This is a genomic window from Promicromonospora sp. NPDC059942 (genome assembly GCF_042731755.1).
Lineage (GTDB): Bacteria > Actinomycetota > Actinomycetes > Actinomycetales > Cellulomonadaceae > Promicromonospora.
Genome location: NZ_JBHWLR010000002.1, coordinates 351,526 through 369,595, shown reverse-complemented (window position 1 = coordinate 369,595; position 18,070 = coordinate 351,526). Strand labels below are relative to the sequence as shown.

18 protein-coding genes are annotated in these 18,070 nt (G+C 74.3%); 6 read left to right on the top strand and 12 right to left on the bottom strand.

Annotated elements, in window-relative coordinates; translation table 11 throughout:
• Positions 1 to 148: 148 nt before the first annotated feature.
• Positions 149 to 538 carry a hypothetical protein gene (locus ACFV9Q_RS04190; protein ID WP_377233294.1) on the top strand — a complete coding sequence of 130 codons (390 nt, stop codon included), beginning with the start codon at positions 149 to 151 and terminating at the stop codon, positions 536 to 538.
• A 4-nt stretch (positions 539 to 542) separates the two neighbouring features.
• On the opposite strand, the gene ACFV9Q_RS04185 is transcribed toward ACFV9Q_RS04190, so the two are convergent.
• The gene (locus ACFV9Q_RS04185; RefSeq protein WP_377233293.1) at positions 543 to 2,270 is read right to left on the bottom strand and encodes an endonuclease/exonuclease/phosphatase family protein; all 1,728 of its coding nucleotides are present in this window, start codon (positions 2,268 to 2,270) and stop codon (positions 543 to 545) included.
• A 221-nt stretch (positions 2,271 to 2,491) separates the two neighbouring features.
• On the opposite strand from ACFV9Q_RS04185, the gene ACFV9Q_RS04180 reads away from it, so the two are divergent.
• On the top strand, positions 2,492 to 3,472 hold the full coding sequence (locus tag ACFV9Q_RS04180; RefSeq protein WP_377233292.1) for a hypothetical protein: 981 nt from the start codon (positions 2,492 to 2,494) through the stop codon (positions 3,470 to 3,472).
• Between the two features lie 32 nt (positions 3,473 to 3,504).
• Here the strand turns inward: ACFV9Q_RS04180 and ACFV9Q_RS04175 are convergent, their stop codons facing one another.
• The 3 genes from ACFV9Q_RS04175 to ACFV9Q_RS04165 form a co-directional block, all read right to left on the bottom strand.
• Positions 3,505 to 3,987, bottom strand: a complete 483-nt coding sequence (locus ACFV9Q_RS04175; protein ID WP_377233291.1) for a hypothetical protein — start codon at positions 3,985 to 3,987, stop codon at positions 3,505 to 3,507.
• A 172-nt stretch (positions 3,988 to 4,159) separates the two neighbouring features.
• Positions 4,160 to 5,149 carry a zinc-dependent alcohol dehydrogenase family protein gene (locus ACFV9Q_RS04170; protein ID WP_377233290.1) on the bottom strand — a complete coding sequence of 330 codons (990 nt, stop codon included), beginning with the start codon at positions 5,147 to 5,149 and terminating at the stop codon, positions 4,160 to 4,162.
• A 79-nt stretch (positions 5,150 to 5,228) separates the two neighbouring features.
• The gene (locus tag ACFV9Q_RS04165; protein ID WP_377233289.1) at positions 5,229 to 5,855 is read right to left on the bottom strand and encodes a TetR/AcrR family transcriptional regulator; all 627 of its coding nucleotides are present in this window, start codon (positions 5,853 to 5,855) and stop codon (positions 5,229 to 5,231) included.
• 72 nt (positions 5,856 to 5,927) lie between these two features.
• Here ACFV9Q_RS04165 and ACFV9Q_RS04160 point away from each other — a divergent pair, with 72 nt between their 5' ends.
• Positions 5,928 to 6,728, top strand: a complete 801-nt coding sequence (locus tag ACFV9Q_RS04160; RefSeq protein ID WP_377233288.1) for an SDR family NAD(P)-dependent oxidoreductase — start codon at positions 5,928 to 5,930, stop codon at positions 6,726 to 6,728.
• A 60-nt stretch (positions 6,729 to 6,788) separates the two neighbouring features.
• Here ACFV9Q_RS04160 and ACFV9Q_RS04155 read toward each other — a convergent pair whose 3' ends face one another.
• Positions 6,789 to 8,351 (bottom strand): alpha/beta hydrolase, encoded by a 1,563-nt coding sequence (locus ACFV9Q_RS04155; RefSeq protein WP_377233287.1) that lies wholly within the window; start codon positions 8,349 to 8,351, stop codon positions 6,789 to 6,791.
• A gap of 359 nt (positions 8,352 to 8,710) precedes the next feature.
• On the opposite strand from ACFV9Q_RS04155, the gene ACFV9Q_RS04150 reads away from it, so the two are divergent.
• Positions 8,711 to 9,613 (top strand): PhzF family phenazine biosynthesis protein, encoded by a 903-nt coding sequence (locus ACFV9Q_RS04150; RefSeq protein WP_377233286.1) that lies wholly within the window; start codon positions 8,711 to 8,713, stop codon positions 9,611 to 9,613.
• A 4-nt stretch (positions 9,614 to 9,617) separates the two neighbouring features.
• On the opposite strand, the gene ACFV9Q_RS04145 is transcribed toward ACFV9Q_RS04150, so the two are convergent.
• Both ACFV9Q_RS04145 and ACFV9Q_RS04140 read right to left on the bottom strand, forming a co-directional pair.
• A complete protein-coding gene (locus ACFV9Q_RS04145) occupies positions 9,618 to 9,998 on the bottom strand; it encodes a zinc-binding dehydrogenase (RefSeq protein ID WP_377233450.1) in 381 nt (126 codons plus the stop codon).
• Positions 9,935 to 10,573, bottom strand: a complete 639-nt coding sequence (locus ACFV9Q_RS04140; RefSeq protein ID WP_377233285.1) for an alcohol dehydrogenase catalytic domain-containing protein — start codon at positions 10,571 to 10,573, stop codon at positions 9,935 to 9,937. Before ACFV9Q_RS04140 ends, ACFV9Q_RS04145 begins: the two co-directional genes overlap by 64 nt.
• A gap of 123 nt (positions 10,574 to 10,696) precedes the next feature.
• Between ACFV9Q_RS04140 and ACFV9Q_RS04135 the strand changes: the two genes are divergently transcribed.
• On the top strand, positions 10,697 to 11,977 hold the full coding sequence (locus ACFV9Q_RS04135; RefSeq protein ID WP_377233284.1) for a hypothetical protein: 1,281 nt from the start codon (positions 10,697 to 10,699) through the stop codon (positions 11,975 to 11,977).
• Here the strand turns inward: ACFV9Q_RS04135 and ACFV9Q_RS04130 are convergent.
• Positions 11,974 to 12,729 carry an aspartate/glutamate racemase family protein gene (locus ACFV9Q_RS04130; RefSeq protein ID WP_377233283.1) on the bottom strand — a complete coding sequence of 252 codons (756 nt, stop codon included), beginning with the start codon at positions 12,727 to 12,729 and terminating at the stop codon, positions 11,974 to 11,976. The genes ACFV9Q_RS04135 and ACFV9Q_RS04130 overlap by 4 nt on opposite strands.
• On the bottom strand, positions 12,726 to 13,934 hold the full coding sequence (locus tag ACFV9Q_RS04125) for an amidohydrolase family protein (protein ID WP_377233282.1): 1,209 nt from the start codon (positions 13,932 to 13,934) through the stop codon (positions 12,726 to 12,728). The genes ACFV9Q_RS04130 and ACFV9Q_RS04125 overlap by 4 nt, the downstream gene beginning before the upstream one ends.
• Positions 13,935 to 14,212: 278 nt before the next feature.
• Between ACFV9Q_RS04125 and ACFV9Q_RS04120 the strand changes: the two genes are divergently transcribed.
• On the top strand, positions 14,213 to 15,709 hold the full coding sequence (locus tag ACFV9Q_RS04120; protein ID WP_377233281.1) for a DUF222 domain-containing protein: 1,497 nt from the start codon (positions 14,213 to 14,215) through the stop codon (positions 15,707 to 15,709).
• A 134-nt stretch (positions 15,710 to 15,843) separates the two neighbouring features.
• Here ACFV9Q_RS04120 and ACFV9Q_RS04115 read toward each other — a convergent pair whose 3' ends face one another.
• From ACFV9Q_RS04115 to pcaC, 3 genes are all read right to left on the bottom strand, one after another.
• A complete protein-coding gene (locus tag ACFV9Q_RS04115; protein WP_377233280.1) occupies positions 15,844 to 16,632 on the bottom strand; it encodes a ferredoxin reductase in 789 nt (262 codons plus the stop codon).
• On the bottom strand, positions 16,625 to 17,176 hold the full coding sequence (locus ACFV9Q_RS04110) for a sulfite oxidase-like oxidoreductase (protein ID WP_377233279.1): 552 nt from the start codon (positions 17,174 to 17,176) through the stop codon (positions 16,625 to 16,627). Before ACFV9Q_RS04110 ends, ACFV9Q_RS04115 begins: the two co-directional genes overlap by 8 nt.
• Before the next feature lie 271 nt (positions 17,177 to 17,447).
• Positions 17,448 to 17,849 (bottom strand): 4-carboxymuconolactone decarboxylase, encoded by a 402-nt coding sequence (gene pcaC / locus ACFV9Q_RS04105; RefSeq protein ID WP_377233449.1) that lies wholly within the window; start codon positions 17,847 to 17,849, stop codon positions 17,448 to 17,450.
• Between the last annotated feature and the right edge of the window lie 221 nt (positions 17,850 to 18,070).

The window sequence follows — 18,070 nt, the reverse complement described above, 5'->3', positions numbered from 1 at the left end:
CAGCACAGCGGGGGCGGAAGGAGCCCCCGCTTTGGGGCCCCCCCCCCCTTGGTCCGGGGGGTTTTCCTTCAGGTGGGGGGGGGGAACCTCTTCTCCCCTCCCCCCCCCCCCCCCCGCCCCACCGCCCCCTCCCCGGGTCGCGCTCGGCGTGCTCTGGCTCAACGAGGGCCACATCAAGTACCGGGCCGGGTTCGGGGCCGCCGACATCCAGCTCGTCGTCGACGGCGCCGCCGCGAACCCCAGGGTGCCCGGATATTTCCAGGTCTTCGCGGAGCACCTGCTGGGCGCGGCGCCGGAAGTGTTCGGCGTGCTGATGCCGCTGCTGGAGACCGGCCTGGGCGTCGCCCTGATCGCCGGGGTGCTGACCCTGCCCCTCGCGTTCGTGAGCGTCGGAACCCTGCTGAGCTATTGGTCGGCCGACCAGCTCACGGAGTCCTACCCGGTCATGGTCGCCCTCGCCGTGGTGCTGGTCGCGTGGCCGGTGCTCGCCTCGCGGGTGTCGGTTCCGGCGCTCGTGCGACGTGTCCGGCGGCGGTGAGCCGCTAGCCCTGCGCCCTCCACGGCCCCCACTTCGTGCCCGGCTTCTCGTTGCGCGTCCACCACTGCGCCTCGTACGCCCGGCCGTCGTGCACGGCCACCGACCCTGCCTCGAAGATGCGGGACGGCGTCCACCCCGCCACGCCGTTCCGCTCGACGATCTCCTGCCACGGGCCGTAGGCGGCGCCCGGCTCCTGGCCGCGCGTCCACCAGGCCGCCCGCCAGGTCGAGCCCTCGTACGAGATCTCGTCGCCCGCGGTGTAGACCGCCGACGCGTCCCAGGCAGGCACGGCCGCCGCGCAGGCGTCGTCGCACACGCTGAACGAGGCGAGCACAGCCTTGTGGTCGGACGGCCAGACGGCGTCCGGGGTGAGGATCTGGTCGGCGCTGTCGTCGTCGACCCGCTCGTTGCGGACGATCGTCGACTGCGGCCCGACCACGACCGCGTCGTCGACCGTGACCCGCTCGTCGGGGGTGACGAACACGTAGTCGATGCGGTCGCGCTCGTCGGCCTCGGGCGCCCAGGTGAGGTCCGTCGTCGGGAACAGCGGGTTGTCGGACGGCCACGTGACGCCCGGGTTCGCGACCGGATCGGGGTGCACCTCGCGGAACGCGTCGACCAGCCCGCCGTCGAGCAGCGCCTGCGTCGACTGCCACGGGATCACCAGGCCGTTGTGGTCCTGCAGGTCGGCGGTCGCCTCGGTCCAGTCCTGCACCGACGGCTCGTTGAAGTCGCCGCCGACGACGGCGATGCGGCCCGCCGCGCGCTCGGCCGCGACGTCCGCCACCAGTGCGGCGGCCGTGGCCGGGCGGCCGGACTGCCGGTTGGCCTCCAGGATCGCGTCCACGTCGGTGACCGGGCCGCCAGGCAGCTTGTCCCACGTGTCCCAGCCGTCGGGCCAGTCGCCGAGGACGGCGCCGCCGTAGCCGCGCGGCAGGTAGGTGGCGTACCAGCGGTACTCCAGGTGGCCGCCATAGGCGACGACCTCGGTGCCGTTCACGTCGAGCACCGCCTTGGTCCACCAGCGGTCCACGGTGCTGGTCTCCAGGATCGGGTACCGCGAGACGATGCCGGTGTCCGTGGCGATCACGTGGTCGTAGCCGAGCAGCGCGGCGACCTGGCGCGGGGCGTCGCCCTGTTCGGGCAGGAACGTGACGTCGGCGTCGGTCTCCTTGAGGACGTCGGCGATCTCGCGCGCGCCGTCGTCGATCTGGGTGCCGCCGTGCCACACGTTGAACGTGAGCACGTTGAGCTCGCTCACGCCGTCCACCTCGGGCTTGGGCTCCGCCGGCGGCACGGCCTCGCCGCCGGTGACGGTGAGGTCGACCGGGCCGGCGAGCACGTCGTAGCCGTCGTCCTCCAGGAGGTAGACGTCGTACTCCCCCGCGCCGATCGAGGCGGCGTTGTGCGTCCAGCCGGACCGGTCCGCCGGGCCCCAGGCGACCGTGCCGGTCGCGTCGGGCACGTACCGCCAGTCGAGCGAGGCCGGCCCGCCCGGCGTCGCGCCGTCGCGGTAGATGCCGATCCAGTTGCGGTCGTGCGCGGCGTCGCCGGCGTCGAACGTGATCGAGACGGACTCGTCGGCCGCGATGGCGGCCCGGTCGAGGCTCAGCGCCGGATCGGCGGCAGACGGCGCGGCGCCGGCCGACGGCGCGGCGGCCACCGCGGCGAGCGTCGCGCCGACGGCGACGGCCGCGAGCGACCGTCGAAGGCGTACAGGTGCGGATGACATCGGTTCTTCTCCCCGGGTCGGAAATCGGTGCGGCCGCGACGCTACGAGGCACGCGTGGCCGGGCCGTGGCCGCGAGGTGAACGCGCCCGGGGTTGATAGGTCGCATGATCACCTTGACCCCCGGACCGCGGACGCAAGAGATTCGACCCCGAACGGCCCGGGCGGTTTCCGCGCCGCCGCGCACCGGAGCGCGGCGACCTCCGGGCCGGAGCGGAGTGACCATGGAACCGGACCGAAAGCTCGTGCTCGACCGGCGCAGCCTGCTCGTGGGCTCGGCGGTGCTCGGCTCGGCGGCCGCCCTCGGCGTCGCGGCGCCGCCCCGTGCGGCGGCCGCAGTGCCGGGCTTCCCCACGTTCCACCGGGTCGGCGCCGCCCTGGACAAGTCGGCGCTGGCCTACAACCCGACGGGCGAGCTCATCTTCCCGTCGATCCGGAACGTCGCCGGCCGGGTCCAGAACCCCCTGGGCGCCTGGTACATGTACTACGCCCCGCACGACGCGCCGGGCGGGATCTGCCTGGCCTACGCCGACTCCCTCGACGGCCCCTGGCGGGAGTACTCGGGCAACCCGGTGATCTCCCGCACCTGGTCACCGCACTACTCGGTGAGCCACGTCTCCAGCCCGCACGCCGTCTGGAACGCGGCGGACGGCCGCCTCTACCTGTACTTCCACGGGGAGAACACCACCACCCGCGTGGCATCCTCCGCCGACGGGCGCAGCTTCACCTACGAGGGCACGGTGCTGACCACCGCGATGCTGCCCTCGAACGTCACCGAGACGTCCTACGCGCGGGTCTTCCCGCACCCCACGAAGTCCGACACCCAGATCATGCTGTTCATGGGCGCACAGGCGGGGACCCGGAAGATCTTCATCGGCTGGTCCAACCGGCTCACCTCGGGCTGGCAGTTCAAGCCCGAACCGCTGATCTCGCCGGCCGCAGGCGAGGGCGGCCAGCTCTCCGGCGCCCACTACTGGTCGCGCAACGGGGGCGGGCACGTGGTCTACCACGGTGGTTCCGGCAGCATGCACGTGGCCGACGTCGGCACCAGCTTCGACCGGGAGAACCACCTCGGGGTGCTCTACACGGAGCCGGTGGCCACCCGCGCCGCGGCGCCGAGCTTCGCCGAGGAGGCCGGCCGGCTGTACATGTTCTACGAGGCCGGCCAGCGCGGGAACACCAACATCGCGGTGGCCCGCGCCTAGGACCGGCACCCGGGTCGGCCGAGCCCCGGCGCTCAGCCGGCCCGGGCGGGTTCGGCGGCCGCCCACCGTTCGGCCCGCAGCAGCAGGAACATCGGCGGGAGCATGAGCAGCACCCACGCCAGCTCCATCCATCCGAACAGCCACAGGGCGAGGTAGAAGACGATCACGCACCAGTACGCGAACCGGGTCAGCCGGCCGCCGCACATCGCCAGCACCCCGACCACCGCCTCGAACGCCGCCAGCAGGCCGATGAAGAGGACCTGGTTCGGCGCCACGACGGCGTGCCACGTGTCGGTCACCCAGACGAAGTAGGACGGGTCCGCGAAGTCGTCGTAGCCGACCCCGGTGACGAGGTTGACCAGGTGCACGACCGCGCCGCCCAGGAGGAACAGCACGCCCACGGCGTAGCGCCCCACGTACCGCGCCACCGCGCTCCGGTACGCCAGCAGTCCCGCGACGAGCGTCGCCACCCCGCAGGCCACCCACAGGATGATCACGAACGTCTCGTCCTGCACGGTCATCACCTCCGCCGGGCCAGTGCCGCGCCGGGCCCGTCCTGCTCTCCTGCCCAGTCTCCGCCGGGCCACCTCCGGCGGGCACGAGCCGAAGGTCCCGCCACCCGGCGGCATAGGTCCCTGGCCTGGCGGGACCCCCGGGTGAAGGATCGGGCCGAGCGTCGGCCGCCCGTCAGTCGAGCACGACGACGAGCGAGCCCGAGGCCCGGCCGGACCGGAGGTCCGCGAGCGCCGCGCCGGTCTCGCCGAACGGGTACCGCGTCACGGTCGGGACGATCCCGAGCGTGTCCGCCAGCCGCAGGAGGGCCGCGCCGTCGGCCCGGGTGTTGGCGGCGACCGTCCGCAGGTCGCGCTCCTGGAACAGGTTCTCGATGTAGGACATCGCGGGGATCTCGCTCATGTGGATGCCGGCCAGGACGACGGTGCCGCCCCGCTCGGTGGCCTGGAGCGCGCACGGCACGAGGGTGCCGGCGGGCGCGAAGACGATCGCGGCGTCGAGCCTGGTGGGCGGCACGGCCGTGGCGCCGCCCACGAACTCGGCCCCGGCCAGGCGGGCGAGCTCCCGGTTCGCCGTGCCGCGGGTCATGACGGACAGCCGCGCGCCGTTCGCCACGGCCAGCCGGGCGGTCAGGTGGGCGCTGGAACCGAACCCGTAGATGCCCAGCATCCCGCCGGGCGGCAGGTTGGCGCGGGTCAGCGCGCGGTAGCCGATGATGCCGGCGCAGAGCAGCGGCGCGACGGCGCCGGGGTCCTGGCCGGTGGGCAGGCGGTAGGCGTAGGCCTCGGGCACGGTGGTGTGCTCGGCGAACCCGCCGTGGGTGTCCCACCCGGTGTAGCGGGAGCCGGGGCAGAGGTTCTCCCGCCCCTCGCGGCACCACCGGCAGGTGCCGCAGGTGCTGCGGAGCCAGGCGATGCCGACCCGGTCGCCCCGGCCGAGCTGCCGCACGGCGGCCCCGACATCCTCCACCACGCCCACCACCTGGTGTCCTGGCACCACGTGCGGCAGGTGCACGGGGAGCTCGCGGTCGATCACGTGGAGGTCGGTCCGGCACACGCCGCACGCCTCGACGCGCACCAGCACCTCGTCGGGGCCCGGCCGGGGCAGCGGGACCTCGCGCAGCCTCAGGCTGCCCGCCGTGTCCCCCGTGGTCCAGGCCCGCATGGCGCCAGGGTCTCCCGGGCGCGCCGCGCGGTGCCAGGGCCCAATGTCCCGGCGTCCCGGGACGGACGGCAGGGACGGCTCAGGACCCGGCCACAGGTTCGGCGCCAGGTTCGACGGCGGTTTCGACGCCGGGCTCGACGACGACCGAGAGCATCGCGGTGACCTGCTCGGCGAGCAGGGCCGGCGGCGCGTCCCGCAGCGCGGGGGTGGTGAGGACGGTGCGCATCAGCCAGACGCCGGCCAGGAGCGCGAGGCCGAGCTCGGCCCGCTCGTCGGCGTCCGGCCCCTGGAGCGCGCCGGCGAAGCGGGCGCCGACGTGCCGCTCGATACCGGCGCGGACGATCTCGGCGGCCCGCGGGTTGGCGGCCGAGCGGAGCATGAGCTCGAACGGGCCGAGGTGCTCGGCCCCGGGCGCGGTCCGCTCGACCAGCGCCTGGGCCGTGGTGCGGGCCAGGTCGGCGGGCCGCTCGGGGTCGGCCGGGACCATCGTCGCCGGCTCGAAGGACGCCTCGACGACCTCCGTGAACAGCCCCTCCTTGGACCCGAAGTAGCGGTTGACCAGCATCGCCGTGACGCCGGCGTCCGCGGCGATCTCGCGGACGCCCACGCCGTCGTACCCGCGGCGGGTGAACGCGACGAGGGCGGACGACAGGATCGCCTGGCGGGTGGCGGCGGCATTGCGGGAGCGTGCGGGGCTCGTGTCCATGCGCCAAGTCTACGTGTGTATACTCGAAGGGTAAGTCTACGAGCGTAGACATACGGGGAAAGGAACGAACTCATGGATCTGCACCTCGCAGAACGACGCGCTCTGGTCACCGGCTCGACGTCGGGCCTGGGCGAGGCGACCGCCCGGATGCTCGCGGCGGAGGGTGCGGCCGTCGTCGTGCACGGCCGCGACGCCGGGCGGGCCCGCGCGATCGCGGACGACATCATCCGCGACGGGGGCCGCGCCTCCGTCGCCGTCGGGGACCTGACCACGGACGAGGGGGCCGACGCGGTCGCCGACGCCGCCCTCGCCGGCGGACCGGTCGACGTGCTCGTCAACAACGCGGGCGCCTACGAGCACCTGAGCTGGGCGGACGCGACGTCGGAGGCCTGGGCGGTCACCTACGACCAGAACGTGATCTCCGGCGTCCGGATGATCCAGCGCCTCGTCCCCGCGATGCGGGAGCGGGGCTGGGGCCGTGTCATCACGATCGGCGGCGGCCTCGGCGGCCAGCCGATGAACAGCCACCCGCAGTACAACGCCACCCTGGCGGCCCGGCACAACCTCGCCGTCTCGCTCGCCCGCGAGCTCAGGGGCACCGGCGTCACCTCGAACGTGGTCGCGCCCGGGGCGATCCTCGTCCCGGCCGTCCGGGAGCTGCTGACCGGCATCGCCGGCGACCGTGGCTGGGGCGAGACCTGGCCCGAGATCGAGGCCGCCTCGGTGCGCGAGCTCGTGCCGAACGACACCGACCGCTTCGGCCGCCCCGACGAGATCGCCGGCGCCGTCGCCTACCTGTGCGGCCCGCTGGCCGACTACATCAGCGGCGCGTCCCTGCGCGTCGACGGCGGGACGGTCCGCAGCGTGCAGTGAGCAGCAGACGACGCGGGGCCCGCAGCTCACGGCTGCGGGCCCCGCGCTGCTATCGCGGCCTCAGCCGGCCCGGCAGGACACGTCCCGCTTCGGCAGGGTGCCGTCCACCAGGAACTTGGTGGTGGTCTCCAGGCCACAGGCGTTGTCGTGCAGCACGTAGGCGCCGTGCCCGCTGTTGTCGACGGTCACCAGGCGCGACCGGTCGCCGAACTGCTCCCGGGCGAGCTGGCCACCGCGCAGCGGCGTGGCGGGGTCCCGCTCGTTCTGCACGATCAGGATGTTCCGCTTGCCCTCGGACGAGATCTCCGCCTGCTCGACGGGCTCGTACGGCCAGTAGGCGCACGGCGTGATGTTGGCCGCCGCGGCGCCGAACATCGGGAACTCCGCCCGGTCCTCGGCCACGGTGTCCTTGTAGTGCTGCACGTCCTCGGACCAGTCGGAGTCGTTGCAGCTCACCGAGAGGAACACCGTCAGGGCGTTGTCGAGCTCCCAGGGCTCCTCGGCCTGCACACCCGGCAGCGCGCCGGTCGGCACGACCGCCGCCAGCTGCTCCGCCGCCGCCTCGGTGTCGTCGGCCAGGACGGACTCCCAGAGCTCGGCGATCTTGGAGTACCCCGCCGGGCTGTAGAGGTACCCGAACGTGCCCATCCGGAAAATCACGCCGTCCACCCCGAGCACCGGCTGCTCGTCGAGCCGCTCGGCGAGCTCGAAGAAGGTGGCCCGCACCTGGGCCGGCGTCCGGCCGAACCCGTAGGTGCCGTGCCGCTTGGCGGCCCACTTCGCGAAGTCGGGGAACGTCTCCTCCATCCCCGGACCCCACAGGCGCAGGACGTCCTGGTTCAGGTGCGTGTCACCGATGTTGCTGTCCAGCACCACGCGGTCGGCCCGCTCGGGGAACATCGCGTCGTAGGTGGCGCCCAGCCCGCTGCCGTAGGAGTAGCCCAGGTAGCTGGCCTTCTCCTCGCCCAGCGCGGCCCGGATCTGGTCCAGGTCGCGCGCCGTGTTGGGCGTGCTCAGGTGCTGGATCAGCTCGGCGTCGGGCGACGCGGCGCACTGCTCGGCGATGCCCTTGACGACCTTCGCCTGCGCTTCGACGGCAGCCTCGTCCACGGCGTAGGGAGGGAGGTTGCCGAAGTGCGGGGTCTCGGCGGTGAAGCCGCAGCGCGCGGCCGTCGAGTGCCCGATGCCGCGGGTGTCCATCGCGATGATGTCGTAGGCGTCCCGCACGCTCTTGGGCAGACCCTTGGACGCCAGCAGCGTGGACAGCGTGAGGCCGGAGCCGGACGGGCCGCCCGGGTTCAGCAGCAGGATGCCGCGGCGCTTCTCCGGGTCGGTGCTGGCCATCCGGGAGATCATGAGGTCGATCTGCCGGCCGTCGGGCTTGGCGTAGTCCAGGGGCACCTGCACGGTGGCGCACTCCAGCACGTACGGGACGGCCGCCTTGGCGACGTCGGCGGGGCAGGCCTCCCACTCGGCGGGCGCCGGGACGGGCGCCTGCGCCGTCACGGCCGACGTCGTCACGGCCGTCGACGTCACCGTCGTCGTCGCCGACGGCTCCTCGGCCATGGCGGGCAGGCCCGCGGCGGCGCTCACGGAGGCGGTCAGGCCCACCGCCAGCAGCACGGCGATCCCCCGCCGCGCTCTGCTCCGAGGTGGCCGGAGCCGCCTGGGGACTCGGGACTCGGTCTGGTCCGGTACGGGTGCGGCAGGCCCGCCCTCGGTTCGGGACGGCTTCGCGCGGTCTGGCATCGTGACCCTTCCTCCAGCGGAGCGGCTTCACCTCCGGGAGCAGCCATCAGTGCAGGTCGACCAGCCCCCGAGGTCGGTCCAGCCAGTCTCCGGGCGGGCCCGGCACGCGGCACAGTGACGAGACGTCACCCGCTCCTGGGAAGATGTCACCCGCGACCCGTGACTTGTGTCACGAGGCCCGGGCACCCCCTAGCATGTGGCCACCGACCGTCGTCGCCGACAAGGAGCCCTTCGTGGACGTCCCGTTCTACTGGGTGGACGTGTTCGCGGCCACGCCGCTGACCGGCAACCCCCTCGCCCTCGTCCCCGACGCGGACGCCCTCCCGGAGCACACGATGGGCGCGATCGCCCGGGAGCTCAACCAGTCCGAGACGACGTTCCTGGTGCGGCCCGACCGCCCCGGCGCGGACCACCGGCTGCGCTCGTTCACCCCGGGCGGCGTCGAGGTCTTCGGCGCGGGGCACAACGCGATGGGCGCCTGGATCTGGCTGGCGCTGTCCGGCCGGCTCGAGGCGGACCGGGAGAAGTTCGTGCAGCAGATCGGCGACGACCTGCTCAACGTGCGGGTCTCGGGACGGCCCCCGGAGGCCGTCGAGGTCTCGATGGAGCAGTCCGCCCCGCGGTTCCTGGGCCGCGTCGAGGACCGGGCCGCGCTGGCCGCCGTCCTGGGCCTGGACGCCGAGGACCTCGACGCCGACCGGGCCGCCGAGGTGGTCTCCACCGGCGCGGAGCACCTGCTCGTGCCCCTGCGGAGCACCGCGGCGGTCGACGCCGCCCAGCCGGACACCGCCGCGCTGCGGGCGCTCCTGGCCGACGCCGGGGCCGAGGGCTGCTACCTCTACACGGTGCAGCTCGACGACGCGGCAGCCGCCGCCCCGGCGGCCGGGATCAGCGCCTACACCCGGTTCTTCAACCCCACCGTGGGCATCGCCGAGGACCCCGCGACGGGCACCGCCGCCGGTCCCCTGGCCGCCGTCCTGGTCCGCGACGGGCTCGCACCCGACCCTGCGCGGATCGTCGTCGAGCAGGGTCGCAAGCTCGGTCGCCCCAGCCTCATCACGCTCGGCGTCGACGGGCCCCTGGTGACGATCAGCGGCTCCGGGATCGTCGTGGCCGAGGGGACGCTGCACCTCTAGGGCGTCAGGGGACCTCGACCACGAGCTTGCCCAGGTTGTCCCCCGCCGCCAGCCGCGCGAACGCGGCGGGCGCCTCCTCCAGCGGGCACACCGCGTCGATCGCGGGCACGACGGCGCCGTCGGCCACCAGGGCGGTGACCTCCTCCAGGTCCGCGCGCGACTGGGGCACCATCAGCACACCCACCCGCTTGCCGGTGGCGCCGCGGAGCACCGGCGCGGCGGCGAACGTCGCCAGCAGCACGCGCGTGCGGCCGCCGACCATGAGGTAGGAGCCGCAGGCCCGCAGCGCCCCGTGCACCCGGTACGGCGAGCGGGAGGCGATCAGGTCCACCACGCGGTCGTACCGGTCGCGCTGGTCGGCCCAGTCGCAGCGCTCGTACGCGATGGTGTCGTCGGCGCCGAGCCGGAGCAGGTGGCCGGCCTTTCCCCGCGGTCCACGGCCGTGACCCGGGCACCGAGGTGCTTGGCCAGGCCGATCACGAACGCGCCGCCCGCGCCGCCCGCCCCGTTGACCAGGAGCCGGTCGCCCTTGTGCAGGCCCCGGGTGGCCCGCAGCGCGATGCACCCGGCCTGCGGGATCGTCGCGGCGTCCGCGAAGGAGAGGGCGGCCGGCTTGCGGGCGAGCAGCCCCGGCGACGTCGCGACGTACTCCGCGAGCCCGCCGCGGTAGCCCGCCAGCTCCCCGAACACGTCCTCGCCCGGGGCGAACGCGGTGACGGAGCGGCCCACCGCGACGACGGTCCCGGCCACGTCCGACCCGGGCACCGGGTTGCGCGGCCGGCGCAGCCCGCCGACGCGGGCGTACGCGGGCCGACCGACGAGGTTCTCGCGGTCCGACCCGTTCAGCGAGACCGCCCGGACGCGGACCAGGACCTCGTCGTCCGCCGGGACGGGATCGGGGAGGTCGCCCACCTCCACCACGTCGGCGCTGCCGTACCGGTCCTGGATGACGGCCCGCACGATGCCCTCCTGTCACGTGGTCGAGGGCCCCCAAGGTAGCGGCGCGAGACGTCCGGCGCAGGTGATCCGGGACGGGTTCACCCGGGTGGTTCTCCGGGCCCGCCGGTCCGCTACATTCTGGCCATGCCTCCCCAGCCGCGCCCCCTCCCGGCCGACGCGCCGACGCCGACCGGACACTTCGCGGAGGTGTCCCCCGGCCCCGTCGGACGGGTCGTCGACGCCCTGCACGCCCTGGCTCTCGGCGCCGCGACCGGCCTGCTGCTCGCCGTGCTGGCCCACGTCGTGGTCGGTCTCCTGGTCGAGAGCGGCGCCGTCGCGGCCCCCGCGCCCCTCGACGAGGCGCTCACGCAGGGCTTCGCCCGCGACCTCGTGGTGCTGCTCGTGGCGATCGTGGCCGCGCTGGCGCTGTCCACGGCGCGGACCTTCGCGCACGCGCGCGCCGTCCGCGACGCGTCGGAGACCGGCGCCGACGGACGGGCCCTGCCGGTCCCCGAGTACCAGGGCCAGGTGGCCTCGGGCGAGACGGCGAACGGGCGGCCGTTCGTGCGCTGGCTGTTCCTGGCCGTCCCGGTGCTCGTCGTCGGCGCCTTCCTCGGCGTCTTCTGCCTCGTGGAGTGGATCGGCGACCCGGACGTCGACGGGCTGGGCGGCGCGACCGTGCTCGCCGTCGGGCTCACCGCCGGGAGCGTCGCGGCCATGCTGCTGGTGCGGTGGTGGCGCGGGCGGCTCGCCGACGTCCACCTCGCGACGCGGCACGCGCCCGTGACGTTCGGGGCGGACCCGGGGATCGAGCCCGTCGAGCTGCCCGCGGTCTACCGCTGGGCAGGGCGCCTCGCCTCGGTCGTGGGTGTCGTGACGGTCGTGGTGCTGCAGGCCGTCTGGCTGGCCGTGGCCGCCTGGGGCGCGCTGTCGGGCCGGGGCCTCGCGATCGGCGGGCGGTTCGTCCTGCTCCCGGGCGGCTCCGAGCGGGCCGCCAACGTCGACGCGGTGGTCGGGTCCCCGGTCTCGGTCGCCGTCACCGTGCTCGTGGCCCTGGCGCTCGGGCTCGCCGCCCTGCGCCTGGTCGCGAACGACCTGCGGTACGTGCTCGCCCGGCGCGCGCTGGTCGCCCGCCTCGACGCGCCGCTGCCGGACGGGCAGCGGCCGCAGCCCGAGCTGACGGGTCTGGTGCTGACGTTCGACACCCCGGTGCGGCGCGCCACGACGACGGTCGCCGCCGTCGGGAGCCTCGCCGTGGCGCTGACGACGACCCTCCAGCCGTTCTGGGACCTGGGGCCCGCGCCCCGCGCCGCGGCGGTCGTGGTCGACGGCGCGACGGCCGGGCGCCGCCGCCGGCTGCGCAACCGGATGCTCGCCGCCTGGCCGGCCGCGACACGTCCGCAGGCGCAGCCGATCCGCGGCTAGCCGCCCGCCCCGGGCCGTGGCCCCACCCACGCCTTCGCCGGGTCGGGCCGGCGGTACGGCCCCGCCGTGCTCGTCGTCTTGCCCAGCGCGACGAGCGACTCCGCGAGCCGCACCGCGCTGGTCACGCTGTCCAGCACCGGCACGCCGAGACGCCGCTCCAGCGCGACGTCGAGCCCGGCGAAGCCGGCGCAGCCGAGCACGAGGGCGTCCGCGCCCGCCGCGACGAGCCGGGCGCCCGCGGACTCCAGGGCCCGAGCCGTCCCGGCGACGTCGCCGATGTCGAGCACGGCGACGTCGGCCGCGGCCACGCCCGCGCACCGCCCGAGCACGCCCGCATTGCGCAGGGAGTCCTCGATGCCGGGCACGGCCGTGGCGACCGTCGTCACCACGCCGAACCGGTGGGCGACGAGGCACGCGAGGAAGGCGGAGGCCTCGGTGATGTCGACGACCGGCACGTCGATCGCCTGCCGCAGGCCCTCCCGCCCGTGCTCGCCGTAGCCGGCCATGATCACGGCGTCGTACGGGTCGGGGTGGGCGAGCACGGCGTCGAGCACCGCGAGCGCCGTCACGTAGCTCTCGAAGTAGCCCTCGGCGGAGGCGGGGCCCCAGGACGGCGTGAGGCCGACGACGGTGGTGCCGGGCGAGGCGGCGCCCGCGGCGACCGACGCGATCGCCTCGGTCATGGCGCGCGTCGTGTTGCAGTTGACGACCAGGAGCGTCGGGCCTGGCCGGCCCGCCGGGGGCGCGGTCACACGAGCTCGCCGTCGGCGGCCACGACGCGGCCGGCGTGGATCACCGTGCGCCCCGGGAGACGGTCCATGACGGCGGACGTCGGCGTCTCGCCGCGCAGGATGACGAGGTCGGCCGGGTCGCCGACGGCGATCCCGGGGTGGTGACCGGCGCCGGTGAGCCGTGGCGTCCGCCCGTCGATGACGGACGCCCCGCCCCAGGTCGCGACGGCGAGGCCGAGCTCGATGAGGTCGTCGCGCGACCAGCCCTGGGAGTGGGCGAGCAGCCAGGCGCGCTCCAGCATGTCGGCGTTGCCCCAGGGGGACCAGTAGTCGCGCTGGCCGTCCATGCCGAGGCCCACGCGCACGCCCGCGGTGACCAGTCGTTCGAGCGGCAGCTCCAGGCGCCCGCCGGGGGCGATCGTGGTGATCGCGACGTCCAGCTCGGCGAGCTCGTCGATCGTCCGCTCCACGGCCGGGAGCCCGGAGCCCAGGGCGAAGGCGTGCGAGACGGTCACGCGGCCCTGCATGCCGAGCGCGCGCACGCGCTCGGTGACCAGGCTCATCGAGAAGAGGCCGAGCTCGCCGGGCTCGTGCAGGTGGATGTCCACGCCCTTCTGGTGGCGTTCGGCGAGCTCGAACACGGTGTCGAGGTGGCGCCGCGGGTCGCGGTCGATCTCGCAGGGGTCGATGCCGCCCACGAGGTCGCCGCCGGCGCGCAGCGCCTCGTCCATGAGCTCCGGCACGCCCGGTTCGAGGTGGATGCCGACCTGCGGGAACACGACGATCTCGACCGACGCCGACGCGGCGTGCGCCGCGCGGGCGGCGAGCACGCCCTCGAACTTCTCCAGCTTCGAGTCGGCGTCGACCTGGGCGTGCGAGCGCACCCGGGTGACGCCCAGCGCGATCATGCGGCGCAGCGTCTCGGTGGCCCGGTCGGCCACGGGGGCCTCGGCCGTGCGCCAGTGCGCGCGGTCGTTCATGATCCGGTCCCAGCGGGTGGGTCCCGCGGTCAGCGGGCGGAAGGGCAGGCCGAGGCGGGTGGAGTCGAGGTGCACGTGCACGTCGGAGAACGACGGGACGAGGATGCCGTCGTCGCCCGCGATCTCGGCCTCGCCGGCGGCGGCCGTGCCCGCCGGGACGACCTCGCGCACGAGGCCGTCGTCGAGCACGACGTCGGCGGGGTCGCCGCCCCACGGGCGGACGGAACGGATGACGGTGCGGGGCATGGGGGTTCCTCCAGGTACGGCGGGGGCGGGCGGACGACGGCGGTGGGGGGGGGGGGGGGGCGGGGTCGGGGGCCCCTCCCGGCCCGCTGCTTTTCTCGGTGGGTGCCGGTCAGCTGCGCGGCACCGAGCGCCGGGGCCGCCGCTTCGCGGACCGAAGAGTTATCCACAGATCTCCTGCTCACCCAAACAACAGCACATTCGTTCGATAGGCTCGTTTCAGCGCCTTCGGCCGACCTGGCCCCGGCGTTCGAGACCGCGCACGAGAGGTGGTGTGAACCATGGCAAGGGAAGAACGTGGAGGCACCCCACGTGCCCTGGAGGACGTCCTGACCGACCTCGATGCGCTCCTGGACGAGCTCACCGCAGCACCACACGAGGCCATGACGACCTCGGGTCTGGTATCGACGTCCGCCCGCCTGCGCGTGGCCGGCGCCCGCCTGGATGCCATGCGCTGGTCGATCCTGCCCCGGATCGAGTCCGCCGGACTGTGGGCGCAGACGGGCGCTCGCACGTTCGCCGTCTGGCTGGCCCGCGCCGAGGACGTCCAGACGGGGACCGCACGACGCGACGTCCGCACGGCCAGGGCCTTGCGCGACCATCTGCCCGCCACGCTGTCGGCGGCTCTGGTGGGTCGGGTCGGCGTCGACAAGCTCCGCGCCCTGGTCGACGTCGCCACCACCAGCACCAACCGAACCGAGGCCCTGGCCGCCCCGGCGGTCGACGTGCCCACCATCGACCGAGCCGGCTCCGTACCTGACCCGGGGCCCGCTGAGGACCCGCCCACTGAGGACGCAACCGCTGGACCTGTGCCTGTACTTGACGAGCCGACCGCGGAGACACCGACGACTTCGGCTGCGCCGACCTGGGAGGAGCAGCTGCTCGACTGGTCGACCCAGAACGGGCCCGACCGGTTCCGCGGTCTGGTGCGCTACTTCGCCCGCCACGCGGACCCCGAAGCCGACGAGCGCGGCTACACGAAGGCCAGGCAGCGCGAGTACCTCGACGTCGCACCCACGCTGGGCGGCTACCACCTGAGCGGGTTCCTCACCGAGGAGCACGGCCAGACGCTGACCACGGCGATCGGCTCGATCATGGGCGCACCGGCCGCCGACGACGACCGCACGCCCGGTCAGCGCCGCGCCCAGGCTCTCGCCGATCTGAGCCGCATCGTGCTCGACACCGGCCGCACCGGCACCGGCGCCTCCGTCCGCCCGCACCTGAGCGTGACCGTCTCGTTGACCGAGCTCCAGGCTCTCGCCGCCCAGAGCGACGGCGAGGAGCCGGGCGCGGGCGGGCCGGGCGAGGCGGGTGTCCCGACCGGGCCGACCCGCCCGATCAGCCCGGACGGCGTCCCTCACATCAAGCGTCCTGCCGTCTTTACCGAGACGAGCACCCCGGTGCCGACCTCGCTCCTGCGCCGTATCGCCTGCGACAGCGAGGTCACCCGGATCGTGTTCGGGGCCGACTCGCAGATCCTGGACGTCGGCCGGAGCAGACGGACGGTCACCGGGCAGCTGCGCCGGGCCGTCATCGCCCGCGACCAGCACTGCGTCTACGGCGAGTGCGACCAACCGCCGACGCGGTGCGAGGTCCACCACGCCCTGCGCCACTGGGCGCACGGCGGCGAGACCTCCACCACCAACGCCGCCCTGCTCTGCTACCACCACCACGACCTCGTCGATACGCAGAACATCACCATGCACTACGACGACGGCTGGTACTTCACGCACCCGAACGGCCACGTCACGCACCCCACCCGCACGTGCACCACATGACCAAGGGAGTCACCGACCCGCGCCGCACGACAGCACACCGCCACCGAAGCAGTTCCGTTGCCGAAGCGCTGCCGAAGCAGCCCGGCCCGGCCGGGCAGCCACACCCACCAGCCGATCATCGACACCAGGGCCGGTCAGCTCCCCGCGGGCCCGAACCGTTCGGTCCGGATCCGGGCCGGGTCGTGGCCCTGGGCCACGAGCATGCGGGCCACCCCTTCGACGAACCCTGTCGGACCGCACACGTACACCCGCGGCTCCAGCTCGGGCGGCCAGCCCCACGAGGCCAGCTCGGAGGACGTCAGCCGGCGCGGGCCCCGCAGCGCCGTCAGGGAGACCGCCCGCGTGAAGATCGTGCTCGCCTCGAACCCGTCGCCGCGGGCCACGAGCGCGTCGAGCTCGTCGGTGTACAGCCGGTCCTCCGGCGTGCGCACCGAGTAGATCAGGCGGAACGGCGTCCGGTCGCCGGACTGGCGGCGTGCGCGGGCCATGGACATCACGGGGACCAGCCCGGAGCCGCCGGCCAGGAGCAGCACGGGCGTGCCCGCGTCCCGCTGCGGGTCCCAGACGAACCATCCGCCGATCGGCCCGCGCACCTCGATGGCCGCACCGGGCGGGAAGTCGTCGACCAGGTAGGGCGACACCTCGCCGTCCCGGACGCGCTGGACGGTGACCTCCACACCCCCGCTGCCGGACGGCGTGGGGCCGCTCGCCAGCGAGTACGACCGCTCGGCGGTGTAGCCGTCGGGCGCGGTGAGGCGGAGGTCGAGGTGCTGGCCCGCCTGGTGACCGGGCCACTGCGGGATGTCGAGCACGAGGGTCTCCGCGGACGCGCTCTCCGCACGTCGTTCCACCAGGGTCGCGACCTGCCAGCCGGACGGGACCGCGTAGCGCTGGCCGAGCCGGGCGCCCACCGCCTCAGTCACCCTGGTACCTCTGCTCGCGCCACGGGTCGCCGAGGTCGTGGTAGCCGAGCTTCTCCCAGAAGCCGGGCCGGTCCGTCGGCATGAGCGTCAGCGAGCGCACCCACTTCGCCGACTTCCAGAAGTACAGGTGCGGCACGAGCAGCCGCGCGGGGCCGCCGTGCTCGGGGTGCAGCGGCGCGCCGTCGAAGGTGTGCGCGATCCACGCCTTGCCGCCCAGCAGGTCGGCGACCGGAAGGTTGGTCGTGTATCCGCCGTAGGAGCCGACCATCGCGAAGTCGGCGGTGGACTCGACGTCCGCGAGCAGCACGTCCAGGGACACGCCCCGCCAGCTGGTGCCGAACTTGGACCAGCGGGTGACGCAGTGGATGTCGACCGTCGGCTTCTCCTGAGGCAGCTCCATCAGCTGCGCCCACGTCCAGGTCTTCGCGGCACCGGACTCGTCGGTGACGGTGAAGCTCCAGGTCCGGCTGTCGACGTTGGGCGTCGGCCCGGCGGAGAGCACCGGGAAGCCCTCCTCCTTGTACTGCCCGGGAGGGAGTGTCACGCCCGCGGGCCGCGGCCGCCCGCGAAAACCTGGGGTGAGCGTGGCCCCGGCGCCGCGGTCGGCAGGGGAACGGTCGGCGGGAGAACGGTCAGCGGGAGAACGGTCGGCGGGAGAACGGTCGGCGGGGGAACTGACGGATTCCGGGGCTGCAGAATCCAGGGCTGCAGAATCCGGGACTGCGTAATCTGGGCCGCCCGGTTCGGGCGGCGTCGCGCTGGTCATGCCCCAAAGATAGTGCGGGACAGGGAGTGGAGTACGGCTGCTGCGGGACTCAGACGAGACCCTCGTCGGCCAGCGCCTGCTGGGCAATCTTGAAGGCGTGGTTCGCGCTCGGCACCGAGCAGTAGATCGCCGTCTGCAGGAGCACCTCCTTGATCTCGTCGACGCTCAACCCGTTGCGGACCGCGGCCCGTACGTGCAGCGCCAGCTCGTCCCAGTGCCCGCCGGCGACGAGCGCGGTCAGCGTGATCATCGAGCGGCTCCGCCGGTCCAGGCCCGGACGATTCCAGATCTCACCCCACGCGTAGCGGGTGATGAGGTCCTGAAAGTCGGCGGTGAACGCCGTCGTGCCCACGATCGCGTTGTCCACGTGCGTGTCGCCCAGCACCTGACGCCGGACGGCGGCGCCGTCGTGACGCCGCACGTCGTCCCCCCGCTCGGGCCGACGACTCAGAGGGCCGCTCAGGGGAACACTGCTCGCGCGAACACCCCCTGCGCGGGCGCTGCCTGAGGGGGTGCCGCCAGAGGGGCCACTGCCTGAGGAGGCACTGCCTGAGGGAGCGCCGCTTGTGCGGGCTCTGCCTGGGGGGACGCTGCTGCCGGGCGCGGCCCCACCACGCACCGTGTCTCCGGTGTCAGGCGGGTCGCCGGTCGGTGCCCCGCCCGCATTCGGCG

What these genes read in the sequence shown, in the direction of transcription:
- ACFV9Q_RS04125 (WP_377233282.1), bottom strand. Translation starts at nt 13,934, where the DNA reads ATGCCCCGCACCGTCATCCGTTCCGTCCGCCCGTGGGGCGGCGACCCC.
- ACFV9Q_RS04185 (WP_377233293.1), bottom strand. Translation starts at nt 2,270, where the DNA reads ATGTCATCCGCACCTGTACGCCTTCGACGGTCGCTCGCGGCCGTCGCC.
- ACFV9Q_RS04160 (WP_377233288.1), top strand. Translation starts at nt 5,928, where the DNA reads ATGGATCTGCACCTCGCAGAACGACGCGCTCTGGTCACCGGCTCGACG.
- ACFV9Q_RS04180 (WP_377233292.1), top strand. Translation starts at nt 2,492, where the DNA reads ATGGAACCGGACCGAAAGCTCGTGCTCGACCGGCGCAGCCTGCTCGTG.
- ACFV9Q_RS04135 (WP_377233284.1), top strand. Translation starts at nt 10,697, where the DNA reads ATGCCTCCCCAGCCGCGCCCCCTCCCGGCCGACGCGCCGACGCCGACC.
- ACFV9Q_RS04165 (WP_377233289.1), bottom strand. Translation starts at nt 5,855, where the DNA reads ATGGACACGAGCCCCGCACGCTCCCGCAATGCCGCCGCCACCCGCCAG.
- ACFV9Q_RS04120 (WP_377233281.1), top strand. Translation starts at nt 14,213, where the DNA reads ATGGCAAGGGAAGAACGTGGAGGCACCCCACGTGCCCTGGAGGACGTC.
- ACFV9Q_RS04170 (WP_377233290.1), bottom strand. Translation starts at nt 5,149, where the DNA reads ATGCGGGCCTGGACCACGGGGGACACGGCGGGCAGCCTGAGGCTGCGC.